Genomic DNA, 15,501 nt, shown 5'->3' on the forward strand with positions numbered 1-15,501 from the left:
AAGCTAGGCTGTTTATAAGGTCAACATAAAGCTTGTGGCCTTATGTGTTATTCAAGCGCCTTACAAGCAGTAAGCTCAGTAGCAACAAATACATCCCAGCTAAACTACCGCCACTACTGCTTTGAGACTCATCTTCGCCAGCAAGCGTCTGGCTGTCGCCCATAAGCTGCGATGTTACGACACCATTGAGTTTAAACTCAACCGTTGCCCTTGAGCTGTCTGACGATTGTGCCTCAACCTCCATCGTTAAGCCCAGTTGAGGTAACACCATGCCTGATTGCGGTTGCAGGGGTGCTGAGTAATCTGCATTATCATCAAATAAACTAAAGTTACTTAAGGCGCTATCGTTAGCGAAGTTTGACTGAGGAAATAAGCTAAAGCTGGCATCACGTACCTGCACACTTGAAGACCCACCAGTAATTAAACTCTGATCAGCATCAATAACCCCGATAAAGCCATAACCTTCATGCTCGGCAACATTGTTATCTTCATAGTTGTTATTTTCTAGCCATAATAAAATACCGGGCTCATAGCCGACACTTTGCAAGCCCGCATCAATACCTTGATGGTTTCTCAGTTGCACAATATAGCGTTGCGGCAAACCGGGTAAGGTATCATCGATCCTTGAAAAACCCGCTAAATCAACTTTACCTTGCTCTTCTGCCCCGTCTTGGTAAATGTTGACGCCTTGCTGGTTAATTTCAATTTGATCAATAACAATGCCGTAGTCGCCCACTGCTTGGTCCGTTACATAGCTCATTTCAACTTGCACACTTTGCCCTGAAAAATCGCTCAGGTCATAAACCAGTTCAACCCAAGCATCGGCTCCTGAAGCGCCCGCTATATCGCTCGATACCCCAGAAATATAATGCTCTACATTGTTGAACAGAGGGTTACTGGCACTGGTATGGTTACCAGCAATGGCTACGCCATCAATCAGCAATTGCATATAGTCATACTCAACTTCTATGCTCCAATGTGCCTGCATAACAAGCTCGATCGGTGCGCCTGCGGCTAAATCCACCTCGAAACTCAGACTATTGCTAAGCTGATGGCCTTTGCCGGAATGGTATTGATAGTCACCAACTAAAGGTGACTTAAAGGCAACGGGAGGATTGGGTAATGGAATGGACAATTGATTCACAGCATCAGCATTAACCGCTGCAAAAATGTCAGCAGTCACACCTTCAGCAGTAATATCGGCCAAGTCGATGGTTTGCTCATTGACCCACTTACCTCGGTAGCGTTGTTGCAGATATGAACGGGCATAAGGACTTAAGCCTGCAGGCTTGCTGCCAGCAATATAAGGATTACCCGCTTGTGCTTGACCCACCCAAGTACCACTTGCCATTAACGACCAGTAACCCACTGGCGCGCCATCGCCCAGATTAGTGTCGTACTCATCAGGCAGGCCTAAATCATGACCAAACTCATGGGTAACAACCCCTGTACCTGAGTCGATAGGCTGAATGGTATAACCATAAACTTTCATTGAGGTGCCAGGAAGATTTTCTCCTTGGCTATTGGCACCAACAAAAAAGCGATGCGACCAAATAGCATCTGTGCCTAACACGCCGCCGCCCGCTTCTTCACCAATACTGGAATGAAAGATGACAATGTGGTCTATGATGCCATCAGGCTCATTTTCATTGCCGTTGTTATTAAAATCAAATGGATCTTCAATATCCAATTCAGCTAATTCTGTCGCGCTCATCCCTTTAACGGCCTGAGTAACGGCTTCCATAACCAATTCAGGTACTGCAATATCATTATCACTGAAAACCGAATTATTGGCGCCATAGTAAGCGGCGTTGTTACTGGCAGTTACCCAGCCTTTAACCTGACCACCAAACAAAAAACTCTCACCCGAGGCTTGAGCAAAATATTGATATACAGTTTGAAATACCTCACCGTTAGGTCCAGAAAATCCAGATCGAGAAAAAAGTAAATCTTGATAATGTTGTACGGAATAATCGTCGTAAAACATTGACGTATCTGACTTGGTTAAACGGTTGGCGTTATAGGGTAAATCAGGAAAGTCGACCAATACCGCCAGCACATTCACGGTTTTGGTGACATCCGCGTCAGCCAAAGCCGGAGCCGGAGCTGATACTGGTGAGACTTTTACTCGCTGGGACCGATTCTTGGCCGCTATTTGCTGTAGTATTTTGACCTCTGCAGGCAGATAATTATGACTTGCTTTGCGAGTGAACTTCTCTACCGCAGCTTGCTTTGCTGCCTCACTGGCATCAATAGCCAGCTCACCACGCTTAATCAACCAGTATTGGATCTGTTGTTGATTTATTACCCCAACATCTGCTGGAGAAGCGTATTGACTCAGCGCCGCCATGGCGTTTAACGAAAACAGAGTCATTGCCAATATGGTCATAGCACCAGTAAAAACTTACTCAATTGAATAGCCATTCTTTACTTCCTTTGATTGCACTTTTTAAATGCACTATTGCGCTTGGCGATATAACGACGAACAATCTCTTGTTGCTGCTGTTCACTCATATCAGCAGTTATCTCACCACTTTTGATTAAATTCTGTTTAACGCCGGACATATCTAAAGGAGGGGGTATTGCGCCACATTGAATGGTCTTATTTTGATGCGTTAATGGGGTCTGATTAGTGACGTTTTCGGCGCTATTACTATGGCTACAACCCCAAATAACACAGCTCAAAAAGATAGCGAATACAATGCGCATAATTGACGCCCAAACAACGAAGATGAATCAAAGAGTAATATTAAGTAAAGTTGCTAAATCGGCTTTATACAACTTTTTAGCGCGATTTTTATACAACTAAAGAAGTAAAAAATAATCGAAGGCAAACTGAAAGGCTGAGAATATTGCGCAGACAACAAAAAGGCCGCTTAATGCGGCCTTCTTAACTATAGTGATGCATAACATGAGCTGTTTAGGCAGTAGTTTTTAAATAGCTCGACACCCCGTCTAAGAACATTTGCACCGAAATCATTACCAGCACCATACCCATTAAACGCTCCACTGCGGTTAAGCCTTTTTCGCCTAACATGCGAGTAAAGACTTTATAGAATAGTAAGATAACCGCGCTCACGCCCCAAGCCGCCACTAAGGCAATGGTCCAATCCATCATTCGGGTACTGTCACTGTGCGCTAATAATATTAATGCGGCTAACACTGATGGCCCTGCCATTAACGGGATGGCCATAGGAACAATAAATGGCTCTTCACCGGCAGCTAAACCTACCACGCCACCCGGTTGTGGGAAAATCATCCTAATGGCAATTAAGAACAAAATAATCCCGCCTGCAATACTCACAGACTCTTGACGCAGGCTAAGGAAATTAAGGATCACCTCGCCGGCAAATAAAAACAGCAACATGATTGCCAGCGCAAACAATAATTCACGAATAAGCACTCGGCGGCGTTTTTTAGGTTCGATATGGCGCAAAATTGAAGCAAAAATAGGCAAATTGCCCAAAGGGTCCATAATCAGGAAAAGCATGACTGCAGCAGAAAAGATGTCCATTACATTAGATCTATTAATTATTAACAATGAACTACTATTGTATACTTAATACAGTCATTTGGCAGAAATAACCGTGACTTTCGCGCTATATTGCAACGCTGAAGGCTATATTTACCGTGTAAATTGTCATCATGGCTGATAAACAAGCAAAGCAAGTATTAAGTTAATCGAAAGACTGCGATATACTGCGTTGTTTTTTCCGTTTCATTGATTCTTTGGATCCCATGCTCTATCTAGCTGCTAGTTGTATTGCACTTTTATTCGGACCGCTTTTTTATCGCTACTTCTCATCAGGAAGTGGGCTGCAAAAAGGCTTAGATGGATTTATTTTCGTCTCATTAGGCGGATTGGTGCTTATCCATATTTTGCCCGAACTCCTTGAGCATGGTGGTTTTATCACTTTGCTGTTTGTGGTGCTTGGCTTATGGGGTCCTACAGCCAGTGAACGGCTATTTCATCGTTACTCAGACATTACCCATAACGTTACCTTAACTTTAGGTATTGGCGGGCTATTGCTGCACACTATTACCGATGGTGGCGCCATGGTTTTAGCCCAACAAGAGGGTAACTCCAGCTTATTAGCACTAGGGGTGATTATGCATCGCCTACCGGTTGGTGTGGCTATTTGGTGGCTGTTAAAGCCTCAAGTTGGCACCCGCTGGGCCAGTGCGGTATTAGCAGCTATGATGGTACTCACAGGCTTAGGTTACTTCGCTGGCGAGCAATTACTCGATAGCCTCAGCCTAGATAATACTGTTTATTTACAAGCCTTTGTTACCGGCTCAATTTTACATGTGGTGCTACATCAGCCCCATGGTCAGCACGAAGAAGACCATCAAGGTCGCTATCAATATCAAGCTGGTATTGGCAGTTTACTGGGGGTGGCGCTACTGGCAGTGTTATTACTGATGGACACTGGCGGGCACGACCATGCCCACCATAGCCATGGCTCTGAGCAGTTTATGACTTGGCTACTGACGATATCGCCTATCTTAATTGCCAGTTATTTCATTGCCTCGGCGCGTTTTAAAGCAGGTTTAACCCCTCAAAATCACAGCTTATCTAGCCGCTGGTTACAACGGTTAGTCGGCCCCGAAGCCTTATTGATCACTCTGCTTTTATTGGGCCCTTGGTTTGCCATCTATCAAGCCATGTCATTGTTGGCGATTGGCGCATTACTGAGCCTTAGCAAAGTGGAGCTTACCGATCCCCACGAGAATTTACCGCAATCGGCTTGGCGATTTGGCTTTGCTCATTTAGTGGATCGCAGCGCCCCGTGGATTGCCCTTAGCTTAATTTTAGCCAATCTCATTGGCCACCCTTCGGTGCATTTAGAGCACCCAGCACTGCAAGTGCTGATCTTACTAGTGGTGTTTTTACCGATGCGTTTTTGTAATTTAGGCGCGGCAGTACTGGCATTATCATTAGCCTATAGCGGCTGGAGCAATGTGGCAGTGGCATTTGCACTTATTGCAGCGCCTGTGCTTAGCCTTAGCCAGTTAAAGCTAATGAGCTGGAGCATGCGCTTGTCATTGTCAGCGGTATTAGCCGTGGCGCTGTTATTCGCGCACCAGTATCTGGTTGATTGGCATCAGTTACTCACCTTGCCAAACAGCGTTAATATTGCAGGATTAGTTGTGGTGGGATTAATCTTTAGTGCCAGCTTACTGCGCCTAGGGCCACGTAAGTTCTTAAGTCGCTTAATGATTAAGTTTAGCGGTCATAACCATGATCATAACCACGATCACGCCCATGGTGCTGATACCTCAGATAAATCTGCGGCTGCGCCAACAGAGCATAAACATCACCACTAATTAAGCCGCCGCATTAAGCGAGGGTACTGTCAGGTTCATGTTATTCAGGCTATGATGTTTTATCATCGACCGAATAACTGAGCCGACTTAACCAAGCCTATGTGTATTTTATTTATCGCGGTAGACATGCATCCCCAATGGCCACTGATTGTGTGCGCTAATCGTGATGAGTTTCATCATCGCGCCACCGATCCGGCCCATTTTTGGCAAACAGTTGCTAACAGCAATTTACCTCAATCTCAGTCGATATTAGCAGGCAAAGACCTACAAGCTGGCGGCACTTGGCTTGGAGTGAATCAACAAGGTCACTTTGCAGGCCTTACCAATATTCGCCATCAACAAGCCGATGGCCTAAGAAGTCGCGGCGAACTGGTGGTTAACGCTCTCGATCTCCGCCAAGGTGTCAGCCTTGATTGGCTTCGCCAACACAGCGCGAATTACAGTCCGTTTAATCTTGTTTATCAGCAGCAACAGCAGCAGCTTTACTGTTTTAATAGCGTCACTGCTGAGAACACCCCATTAACTAAAGGTTTTCATGCTGTGAGTAATGGCGCTATAGATGATGTTTGGCCGAAAATGGCCAAGGGATTACAGGCGTTAGAGCAGCATCTATTAGCTGAAAAGCAGCCCAATATTGAACAAATGTTGGCATTTATGCGCGATGAATCTCAAGCTGAAGATAGCAGCCTACCCAGTACCGGCATTGAAATTGAGTGGGAAAGGCTGTTGTCGTCGATTTTTATTCGCCATCCAGAATATGGCACCCGCTCAACCAGTGTGGTGATGCGAGATATAAACGGCAAAATCGACTTTTATGAAGTGCGTTATGACGGCAAAACTCGCAACTTAGGGCAACAGCATTTTGTTATAAATCCTAATGCGTCAAAGCCCTAAGTCCGAATTAATCTATTTGCAGCCAAGCAATTAATCAGATGAATGATCATGGGTTATCACCCACTTATCATCAATACGCTCTATCAGTAGGGTGAACACACCATTAGGTTTGTCTTTAGTACGCTCTAATTGCCAACGACCCACAACCAATGCGGCGTAGTTGCTGAGCATTTTAATCTCTTTCACATTAAACGACAGCTTGCCCATGCGCGCTGAATCAGGATAACTTTTTTTATAGCTAGCAAGAATTACATCCCAACCGTAGCTAAACTTACCATTAGACATAAAACGTAAATTGTCACTTTGCCAATAGCCTTGCATGTAGGCATCAATATCGCCGCTATTCCAGGCTTTTTCTTGCTGTGAAATCACTGCTCTAATTCTGTCAGTAGGAATAGCGCTATTGATATTAACTTCGTCTAGTGACACAGGTTGTTGTTCAAGTGAGAAAACTGCGCTGACGGCATCAGTTTCAGTCTCAACCACACTTTCAGCCACAGCCACAGCCTCAGCCGGCGCTGCTGCAATATCAGCAGAAACTGTGGTTTTAGGTGAGCTATCTGAAGGGCTTGGCTCTACCTTTAAATCGGCTACGGGTTCAATCGCCCCAACTTCGACCTTGGCAGCTGTAGCAGGTTTTAATGGCACGATTTTTAATTCAGCCTGTTTAAGCTCAACATCTGAGGCGGTTTGAGTCGCTGTTGGTTTATCTTCTGCCGCTAACATAGTGCTAAAACCACCAAAAATAACGGCTAATAAAATAATTATCGGGTGCTTCACACACTCTCCTTGTTTAAACCAAGATTGAAATTACCTGACACTAGTGCCACAGTAACGACAATAATTTAGTACTTTTGCATTAGATTAATAACCCAGTAAGCCCAGCGCACGGTATTAATCCCAACTGCGGTTTGGCTTAGAAAACATGTTGAGATAAGCGATATCTGCAACATGAGATTCGGTGAAATTAATATATAAATTCATTCTGTTATGGTTAGATTCTAGCGTATCAGAGTGAAATAAACTGGAAAATAGCGCATGTTTAGTAAATTTTGTTTATGGCTATTGGCCATTAATGGCTGGAAATTAGATGGCCAGCTCGCAGCTGATGGCCAATTCATTATGGTGGTTGGCCCACACACCAGTAATTGGGACTTTATTGTCGGCATTATTGCCCGCTTTGCTATAGGGGTAAAAATTCACTTTTTAGGCAAACATCAATTATTTATTCCCCCTTGGGGCTGGCTGTTTAAAGCCTTAGGCGGCACCCCTGTGGATCGACGTAAAAACAATAATATGGTCGATGCTGTGGTGCAGCTATTTAATGACGATAACCAATACAAGTTGGCGCTGGCCCCCGAAGGAACCAGAAGCGCGGTTACTCGCTGGAAAACCGGCTTTTATCATATTGCCACTAAAGCCAAGGTGCCAATAATCACAGTGGGATTAGATTTTAAAACCAAATCCATTGTGATTAATCAACCGCTGCACCCCAGTGGCGATGTCGCCACTGACATGAATCGTATTTTAGATTTTTTCCGCCATATTAACGGCCGCCACCCTAAGGTTATCCCGCACTACATTCCTTCGGATGAGCAGCCAAAAAACTAGTGCGACTTAATACTGCGAATATCATCGCCTGTAGGGCTTTGAAAAGCACGTAAACCAAATTCAGGTAAGATGGCAAAGACATGATCAAAGATATCTGCCTGAATGCCTTCATAAAAGGCCCAACGGACGTCATTGGTAAACACATATAACTCGATAGGCAGGCCTTCTGGTGTTGGCGCAAGTTGGCGCACCATCAGAGTCATGTCTTTGTGCAGCTTATTATTTTGACGTAAATAGGCATCTAAATAAGCTCTAAACGTCCCCACATTGGTTAAGCGTCTGCCATTAACCGGCATATCAATATCACTAACCAGCTCATTGGCATGGGAAATTTCTGAGCACACTTTAGGGAAGTAATCTTTAAGGTAATTCACTTTCGACAACCGAGTAATATCGTCTTCGCTAAGAAAGTGGATACTATTTACATCAAGATTAATTGAACGCTTAATTCGGCGACCGCCCTTTTCAGACATACCGCGCCAGTTTTTAAAAGCGTCTGATACCAGCGCGTAAGCTGGGATCATGGTAATGGTGTTATCCCAATTACGCACTTTTACGGTATTGAGTGACACCTCATCTACAGCACCATCAGCGCCATATTTGTCCATTTGGATCCAATCGCCTTTACTCACCATACGGTTAGCAGCTAATTGAATCCCAGCAACAAAGCCTAAAATAGTGTCCCTAAACACCAACATCACTAAACCGGTGGCAACACCTAAACCACTTAAAAAGTAAATTGGCGACTCATCTGCAATCACTGATATGCCAATAATAAAACCAACAAAGAACAAAAATAACTTAAATAATTGTACGAAGCTTTTAACCGGTAAGCGGCGACTAATCAGCCTGACATCAGCAATTTCATTAACCGCATCTAAACAGGCGTAAATCGCCCGAATAACAAAAATGACCACCAGCACGCTTAGGCCACGGTCAATGACTGAGCCCAGCAGTTGTTGATGGGTTAAAATAATCGGGATCAGTAAGTCCAAGGTCATGATTGGCACTAACAAGGCCAATTTTTCCAATACGCCATAGCGCATGAAAATATCATCCCAAGTCACGGTCGATTTACGGATCATCGCATTAACCGCTTTTACAAATACCTTTTTGGTAATGTAATAAGCAATAGTTGCCACAATAAAGCTCACCATCAGTAATATTGATGTTGCTAGACTGTCAGAGGGCTGACTATTCACCCCAATATCAAGCAACCAACTGGCAATATCATCACGTAACTCGTTATCCACGCTTTTATTCCTTACACATTTATACTGATTGAAAGACTAGGTTTACAAAATCCAAAGCCATTATAGAGAACAAAGACTTATTGAGAACGATCCAAAATAGCATATTTATCGATTAATTAACCCGCTTTCAATTTGATGACAAGTTCGCCATCAAATCACCACCGCATTCAAACAAGGCGACAACATATCAAAGTAAACTAATGATATTGATTGCAAAGTTGAGCACATTAATTGACCCAGAGCTCGCTTCACTTACCATTGGTAACATTAAAACGAATTGAGGTTCCTATGAAGCACACTTGGCTAGCAATCATCCTAACACTGAGCATTGTCTCGGTTAGCAGTAACGCCCGCGCAGAAACTGATGAACAACAGTTTAAGCCTTCGACTGCCTTGTTAGTGGATTTTATCGATAGCCGCGGCGATATGTTTGGTATCACCCTTGCCATGAAACATTTTGACCCTGATTACGCCGACTGGGGCTATTATATTGGTTACGCCTGGGGCGATAAATACGACCTTGATGTACCAGAGCCGGCTGAAGCTTATGCCGAAGAATACATGTGGCGCTTTGGGTTAAGTTATAGCCTAACTGAAAATTTTAATCTCTATGGCGGCGCCACGGTGTTTATAAACGAACAAAACTACACCAACAATATTTCTACCCGCGAAGTTAACGGCAAGCCAAGATGGGAATCTAGCCGCGATAAAGACTGGGGCGCTGAAGTTGGCGTGCGTTACACAGTGTTTGATAGTGTTGTTATCGGTGCAGGTTATGACACCAGCGCCGAGGCGGCAATTATCTCCATTGGTTTTACCATGTAAGCCTTATCCAAATAGTCACAATTGAAAAAGGACCCGCAGGTCCTTTTTTGTTTTTAGCCTTTTGTTTCAAGCTGCTAACTCGCTAGCCCCTAAAAGCTCACTAAGATGCCAGCAGGTAAGTAAGCATTGAAGCTGGCGCTATAGAGCAAATCTGTCGCCGCTTCGATATCCGGCGCAAAAAAGCGGTCTTTATCGTAATACGCAACCACTTCACGTAGCTCTGCTTTGGCTTTTACTACCGCATCACTGGGTTGTAATGGCGTGCGAAAATCTAACCCTTGCGCCGCAGCTAATAGCTCAATCGCTAACACCCCACGGGTATTTTCAGACATATCACGTAACCGACGCGCGGCAAATGTCGCCATCGACACATGATCTTCCTGATTCGCTGAGGTGGGTAAACTATCCACAGAAGCGGGATGCGCAAAGGTTTTGTTTTCAGAGGCCAATGCCGCAGCCGTCACCTGTGCAATCATAAAGCCTGAGTTCACCCCACCATTTTTCACTAAAAATGGCGGTAATTTCGATAAGCTAGAGTCAATGAGCAGTGCAATGCGGCGCTCGGCAATTGAGCCTAACTCAGCAATAGCAATAGCAAGGTTATCTGCCGCCATCGACACAGGCTCAGCATGGAAGTTACCGCCAGAGATAATATCGCCGGTGTCTTGGAATACCAGTGGGTTATCGGTCACGCCATTGGCTTCAACCCCTAACACTTCACCAGCATGGCGAATTTGCGTTAAACACGCCCCCAATACCTGTGGCTGACAGCGCAAAGAATATGGATCTTGCACTTTTTCACAATCAACATGGCTTTGACTGATCTCAGACTCATCAGCTAACAAGTGACGGAAAATAGCCGCTGAATCCATTTGTCCTTGTTGGCCACGAGCCGCGTGAATACGGGCATCAAACGGGCTACGACTGCCCATAGCTGCTTCAACACTCATGGCGCCAATAACTGAACTGGCAGCAAATAAGTCTTCAGCATGGAACAAACCTTCAAGGGCTAATGCGGTTGAGGCTTGGGTGCCATTAAGCAGTGCTAACCCCTCTTTTGCAGCAAGTTCAATCGGTTTAAGGCCTGCAATTTCAAGCCCTTCTGCTGCCGTAATGATTTGACCTTGGTAGCTCATTTCACCTTCTGCCAGCATAGGTAAACACATGTGCGATAGCGGCGCTAAATCCCCCGATGCGCCCACTGAGCCTTTTTCAGGAATACACGGATAAACACCGGCATTAACCAACTGAATAAGAAAGTTAATCACTTCTAAGCGAATACCTGAAAAGCCGCGGCTTAATGAGTTAATCTTTAACACCATCATTAACCGCACAGTGGCATCTTGCATATATTGGCCAGTGCCCGCAGCGTGAGATAACACGATTGAGCGCTGTAATAACTGCAAATCTTCAGGGGCAATTTTAGTGTTAGCCAGTAAGCCAAAGCCAGTATTAATGCCATATACAGTGCGGCCTTCATCTAATACTTGCTGCACTAAACCGGCACTGGTATTGATATCAGGAATGGCTTCATCGGCTAAAGATAAGTTAACCGAGCCTCGGCTAATTCGGCGTAATTGCGCTAACGTCAGCGTGCCGGGTTTAAGCTGCAATTGATAAGCTTGAGCAGTCATTATTTCGCTCCTTGCATTGGCAAATCTAGGCCTTGTTCTTTAGCGCATTGTTGCGCAAGTTCATATCCCGCATCCGCATGGCGCATCACGCCTGTGGCTGGGTCATTCCATAATACTCGGCCTAATCTAACTGCTGCATCATCAGTGCCATCGGCAACAATCACCACTCCAGAGTGCTGACTAAAGCCCATTCCCACACCGCCGCCATGGTGCAATGACACCCAAGTTGCGCCGCTAGCCGTATTCAGTAAGGCATTCATTAGTGGCCAATCAGATACCGCATCAGAGCCATCGAGCATGGATTCGGTCTCACGATTTGGACTGGCAACCGAGCCAGAGTCTAAATGATCTCGGCCAATGACAATCGGCGCAGATAACTCACCATTTTTAACCATTTCATTAAACGCTAGCGCTAAACGGGCACGGTCTTTGAGTCCCACCCAGCAAATGCGTGACGGTAAACCTTGGAATGCAATCCGCTCACGGGCCATATCTAACCAGTTATGCAAGTGCGGATTATCAGGAATAAGCTCTTTGACCTTGGCATCGGTTTTATAGATATCTTCAGGATCGCCCGATAATGCTACCCAGCGAAACGGACCAATACCTTCACAAAATAGTGGCCGCACATAAGCTGGCACAAAACCGGGGAAATCAAAGGCGTTTTCAACCCCTTCTTCAAAGGCCATTTGACGAATGTTATTGCCATAATCTGTTGTGGCCGCCCCTGCCGCTTGCAGCGCCAGCATGGCTTTAACTTGCACCGCCATTGATTGCTTAGCCGCTTTAACCACTGCCGCTTCGTCAGTTTTACGCATTTCGGCAGCTTGCTCTAGTGTCCAGCCTTGGGGTAAATAACCATTGAGTGGATCATGGGCAGAAGTTTGATCGGTCACCACATCTGGGGTAATACCCCGTTCAACTAACTCAGCAAAAATATCAGCAGCATTACCCAGCAAACCAACGGATACTGGCTTACCAGAGGCATTAGCCTCATCAATCATGGCTAATGCTTGATCAAGATTAGTGGCTTTCTTATCGACATATTTAGTGCGCAGACGAAAATCGATACGGGTTTCATCCACTTCACAGGTTAATACCGAGTAACCCGCCATGGTGCCTGCTAATGGCTGCGCGCCGCCCATGCCGCCAAGGCCACCAGTTAAAATCCACTTACCCGCAGATGAGCCGCCAAAGTGTTGTTTAGCCATGGCGACAAAGGTTTCATAAGTGCCTTGAACAATGCCTTGGGAGCCAATATAAATCCACGAACCGGCGGTCATTTGGCCGTACATCGCCAAACCTTTTTTATCCAGCTCGTTAAAGTGTTCCCAGTTAGCCCAATGTGGCACTAGGTTGGAGTTAGCAATAATCACCCGCGGCGCATTACTGTGGGTTTTGAAAACCCCCACAGGTTTACCTGACTGCACCATCAAGGTTTCATCATCTTCTAGACGTTGCAGTACTTCAATAATTTTGTCGTAACACTGCCAATCACGGGCTGCGCGGCCAATACCGCCATAAACCACTAAATCTTCAGGGCGCTCGGCTACATCAGGATGCAGGTTATTCATCAGCATGCGCATTGGCGCTTCTGTCATCCAGCTTTTACAACTCAATTTACTGCCATGAGGGGCAATAATTCGGCGGCTAGGGTCGTGTCTTTTACTAATGGTGTTATCCATATTTTCCTCTTCAACTAACTAGGTCAGTTTGGTTGTTATGATATTTATGCTGCTGTTGTCGCAGCTATTTTTACTTTTAAATAGTGTTTAGTTACGATTCGCCCACAAGTAGCTAACCGTTAAAGGTTAAATGACCACCTAAGCTAAACTTGCTGCCGGGATGAACTAGACGGGCAAAACTGACTACGCCTTTACTAGACCAAGTGCGGCGTAAAATTTGTAAGCAAGGCTCTGATGGCTCAATAGCCAATAATTGCTGCATTTGCTCGCTGGCAATAATGGCTTCGATGCGATGACGGGCTTCGGTTAAAGGCGCCACCTTGGATAAATATTCATGGGGGGTTAATTGGGTAAAGTCTTGCTGTAAGTACTCAGGGACTAATTCTGGGTTCACAAAGCGCTCTTCGACCTGTAATGGCGCATCTTGCTCGCAGTGCACCAATACCGAGTAATAGACAAAGTCACCAATTTCTAATCCTAAGGCCACCGCAACCGGTCTGGTGGCAGCAATTTGGGTTAACTTAAGCTGCTTAACACTGTAGCCATGGCCACGGTCTTTGATTTCATCGGCAATGTTTCGAATGGCCAATAATGATGACTGCGATTTAATCCCCGCGACAAAGGTGCCGATACCTTGAGTGCGCTCTAACACCCCAGCTTCCACCAGCTCAGTCAATGCTCTTCTTGCTGTCATGCGACTGCAAGAGAACAACTCCGCCAGTTGATTTTCTGATGGCACTTGATCATTTTCTTGCCACTCACCCGCTTCGATACGAGCCAGAATGGATTGCTTTATTTGTGCAAACTTAGCCAACACGGATTTAGCCCAACCCTTGATGTGATGAAAAATCTACCAGCAACCTTACCTTGTATATACAAGTTAAAACAAGTACTGTTTTGTGATAAAGTCTAAAAAATGAGTATTTTCAGGAGCGGTTATGTCGTGGGATCATGTGTGGATTGATGTCAATATTGCAACAATGGATCCAAGCAGTTCAGTCGCTTATGGCGCAATAACCGATGCAGCTATTGCCGTTAAAGACGGTAAAATTGCTTGGATGGGCCCGCGTAAAGAAATGCCTGAATTTGATGTATTTGAAATGCCCATCTATCGCGGCAAAGGCGGCTGGGTCACCCCGGGGCTGATTGATGCCCACACCCATTTAATTTTTGCGGGTAATCGCGCTAACGAATTTGAAATGCGCCTCAAAGGCGCCAGCTATGAAGATATCGCCCGCGCTGGCGGCGGGATTATTTCGACCGTAAAAGCCTGCCGTGAAGCTGACGAAGCCGAGCTATTTGAACTTGGCAGACAAAGGTTAAACGCCTTAGCCAAAGAAGGCGTCACCACGGTGGAGATAAAATCTGGCTATGGTTTAGATACCCAAACTGAAGTCAAAATCCTTAAAGTGGCCCGCGAACTTGGCCGCAATCATCATGTTGATGTTAAAACCACTTTCTTAGGCGCTCATGCGATACCTGAGGAATATAAAGACACTGCAAACAGCACAGTCAGAAGTGATGCCTATATCGATATGGTGATTAACGACATGCTGCCTGCGGTTATCGAGCAAAACCTTGCCGATGCCGTGGATGTTTTTTGTGAAAACATTGCCTTTAACCTTAAGCAAACCGAGCGAGTATTAACCGCCGCCAAACAAGCCGGTTTAGATATCAAAATCCACGCAGAGCAATTATCTAACTTAGGCGGCTCTGCTATGGCAGCCAAATTGGGGGCTAAATCAGTCGATCATATTGAATACCTCGATGAAGCAGGGGTTATCGCGCTCAGTGAACACGGTACCTGCGCTACTTTGTTACCCGGCGCGTATTACTTTTTACGTGAAACCCAAATGCCGCCAATAGATCTGTTACGCAAACATAATGTACCTATGGTGGTCGCCAGTGATTTTAATCCGGGCTCATCGCCTATTTGCTCAACCTTATTAATGCTCAACATGGCCTGCACCTTATTTAAGCTGACTCCAGAGGAAGCCTTAAAAGGCGTGACCATTAATGCCGCCAAAGCTTTAGGTATTGAAGCCAATGTCGGCAGTTTAGCCGCCGGCATGACAGCTGATTTCTGCTTATGGGATATCAGCACGCCAGCGCAACTGGCCTACTCTTATGGGGTGAATCCTTGTAAGGAAGTGGTTAAAAACGGCGTGTTAGTGCATCAATAGCAAATAATAATCTACATCGACTGCAAAGCTTTAAACCAGACGATAAAAAAGTGCTAGCCCTATACAGGTTTAGCACTTTTTATTTATC

At 45.3% G+C, this 15,501-nt stretch carries 13 protein-coding genes; 5 read left to right on the forward strand and 8 right to left on the reverse strand.

The features are described from left to right. Window positions 1-40 precede the first annotated feature (40 nt). The 3 genes from BM739_RS13365 to BM739_RS13375 form a co-directional block, all read right to left on the reverse strand. A complete protein-coding gene (locus tag BM739_RS13365) occupies window positions 41-2,389 on the reverse strand; it encodes an immune inhibitor A domain-containing protein (protein WP_076541419.1) in 2,349 nt (782 codons plus the stop codon). A 38-nt stretch (window positions 2,390-2,427) separates the two neighbouring features. Then, a complete protein-coding gene (locus BM739_RS13370) occupies window positions 2,428-2,709 on the reverse strand; it encodes a hypothetical protein (RefSeq protein ID WP_076541421.1) in 282 nt (93 codons plus the stop codon). A 211-nt stretch (window positions 2,710-2,920) separates the two neighbouring features. Beyond that, window positions 2,921-3,514 (reverse strand): YhgN family NAAT transporter, encoded by a 594-nt coding sequence (locus BM739_RS13375; protein WP_076541423.1) that lies wholly within the window; start codon window positions 3,512-3,514, stop codon window positions 2,921-2,923. Window positions 3,515-3,738: 224 nt separating this feature from the next. Between BM739_RS13375 and BM739_RS13380 the strand changes: the two genes are divergently transcribed. After that, window positions 3,739-5,328, forward strand: a complete 1,590-nt coding sequence (locus BM739_RS13380) for a metal transporter (protein WP_076541425.1) — start codon at window positions 3,739-3,741, stop codon at window positions 5,326-5,328. A gap of 99 nt (window positions 5,329-5,427) precedes the next feature. Next, window positions 5,428-6,222: an NRDE family protein gene (locus BM739_RS13385; protein WP_076541427.1), complete on the forward strand. Its 795-nt coding sequence runs from the start codon at window positions 5,428-5,430 to the stop codon at window positions 6,220-6,222. A gap of 30 nt (window positions 6,223-6,252) precedes the next feature. Here the strand turns inward: BM739_RS13385 and BM739_RS20530 are convergent, their stop codons facing one another. Further along, window positions 6,253-6,651 carry an SgcJ/EcaC family oxidoreductase gene (locus BM739_RS20530; protein ID WP_076541513.1) on the reverse strand — a complete coding sequence of 133 codons (399 nt, stop codon included), beginning with the start codon at window positions 6,649-6,651 and terminating at the stop codon, window positions 6,253-6,255. A gap of 609 nt (window positions 6,652-7,260) precedes the next feature. Here BM739_RS20530 and BM739_RS13395 point away from each other — a divergent pair. After that, window positions 7,261-7,833 carry a lysophospholipid acyltransferase family protein gene (locus tag BM739_RS13395; RefSeq protein WP_076541429.1) on the forward strand — a complete coding sequence of 191 codons (573 nt, stop codon included), beginning with the start codon at window positions 7,261-7,263 and terminating at the stop codon, window positions 7,831-7,833. Here the strand turns inward: BM739_RS13395 and BM739_RS13400 are convergent. Next, window positions 7,830-9,086 (reverse strand): mechanosensitive ion channel family protein, encoded by a 1,257-nt coding sequence (locus tag BM739_RS13400; RefSeq protein ID WP_076541431.1) that lies wholly within the window; start codon window positions 9,084-9,086, stop codon window positions 7,830-7,832. The genes BM739_RS13395 and BM739_RS13400 overlap by 4 nt on opposite strands. Before the next feature lie 288 nt (window positions 9,087-9,374). On the opposite strand from BM739_RS13400, the gene BM739_RS13405 reads away from it, so the two are divergent. Then, window positions 9,375-9,911 carry a hypothetical protein gene (locus BM739_RS13405; RefSeq protein WP_076541433.1) on the forward strand — a complete coding sequence of 179 codons (537 nt, stop codon included), beginning with the start codon at window positions 9,375-9,377 and terminating at the stop codon, window positions 9,909-9,911. An 89-nt stretch (window positions 9,912-10,000) separates the two neighbouring features. On the opposite strand, the gene hutH is transcribed toward BM739_RS13405, so the two are convergent. The 3 genes from hutH to hutC all read right to left on the reverse strand — a co-directional run bounded on the left by hutH (window position 10,001) and on the right by hutC (window position 14,047). Beyond that, window positions 10,001-11,545, reverse strand: coding sequence for a histidine ammonia-lyase (gene hutH / locus BM739_RS13410; RefSeq protein ID WP_076541435.1), 1,545 nt, complete (start codon window positions 11,543-11,545; stop codon window positions 10,001-10,003). After that, window positions 11,545-13,218, reverse strand: a complete 1,674-nt coding sequence (hutU, locus tag BM739_RS13415; protein WP_076541516.1) for a urocanate hydratase — start codon at window positions 13,216-13,218, stop codon at window positions 11,545-11,547. Before hutU ends, hutH begins: the two co-directional genes overlap by 1 nt. A 124-nt stretch (window positions 13,219-13,342) precedes the next feature. Further along, window positions 13,343-14,047, reverse strand: coding sequence for a histidine utilization repressor (hutC, locus tag BM739_RS13420; protein ID WP_076541437.1), 705 nt, complete (start codon window positions 14,045-14,047; stop codon window positions 13,343-13,345). A gap of 121 nt (window positions 14,048-14,168) precedes the next feature. Between hutC and hutI the strand changes: the two genes are divergently transcribed. Then, the gene (hutI, locus tag BM739_RS13425) at window positions 14,169-15,413 is read left to right on the forward strand and encodes an imidazolonepropionase (protein ID WP_076541440.1); all 1,245 of its coding nucleotides are present in this window, start codon (window positions 14,169-14,171) and stop codon (window positions 15,411-15,413) included. The last annotated feature ends 88 nt before the right edge of the window (window positions 15,414-15,501 follow it).

This window comes from Shewanella sp. UCD-KL21 (assembly GCF_001957135.1).
Taxonomy (GTDB): domain Bacteria; phylum Pseudomonadota; class Gammaproteobacteria; order Enterobacterales; family Shewanellaceae; genus Shewanella.

Bases quoted from the DNA above. Each gene is read 5' to 3' on its own strand.
- BM739_RS13365 (WP_076541419.1), bottom strand. From the start codon at position 2,389: ATGACCATATTGGCAATGACTCTGTTTTCGTTAAACGCCATGGCGGCG.
- BM739_RS13370 (WP_076541421.1), bottom strand. From the start codon at position 2,709: ATGCGCATTGTATTCGCTATCTTTTTGAGCTGTGTTATTTGGGGTTGT.
- BM739_RS13375 (WP_076541423.1), bottom strand. From the start codon at position 3,514: ATGGACATCTTTTCTGCTGCAGTCATGCTTTTCCTGATTATGGACCCT.
- BM739_RS13380 (WP_076541425.1), top strand. From the start codon at position 3,739: ATGCTCTATCTAGCTGCTAGTTGTATTGCACTTTTATTCGGACCGCTT.
- BM739_RS13385 (WP_076541427.1), top strand. From the start codon at position 5,428: ATGTGTATTTTATTTATCGCGGTAGACATGCATCCCCAATGGCCACTG.
- BM739_RS13395 (WP_076541429.1), top strand. From the start codon at position 7,261: ATGTTTAGTAAATTTTGTTTATGGCTATTGGCCATTAATGGCTGGAAA.
- BM739_RS13405 (WP_076541433.1), top strand. From the start codon at position 9,375: ATGAAGCACACTTGGCTAGCAATCATCCTAACACTGAGCATTGTCTCG.
- hutH (WP_076541435.1), bottom strand. From the start codon at position 11,545: ATGACTGCTCAAGCTTATCAATTGCAGCTTAAACCCGGCACGCTGACG.
- hutI (WP_076541440.1), top strand. From the start codon at position 14,169: ATGTCGTGGGATCATGTGTGGATTGATGTCAATATTGCAACAATGGAT.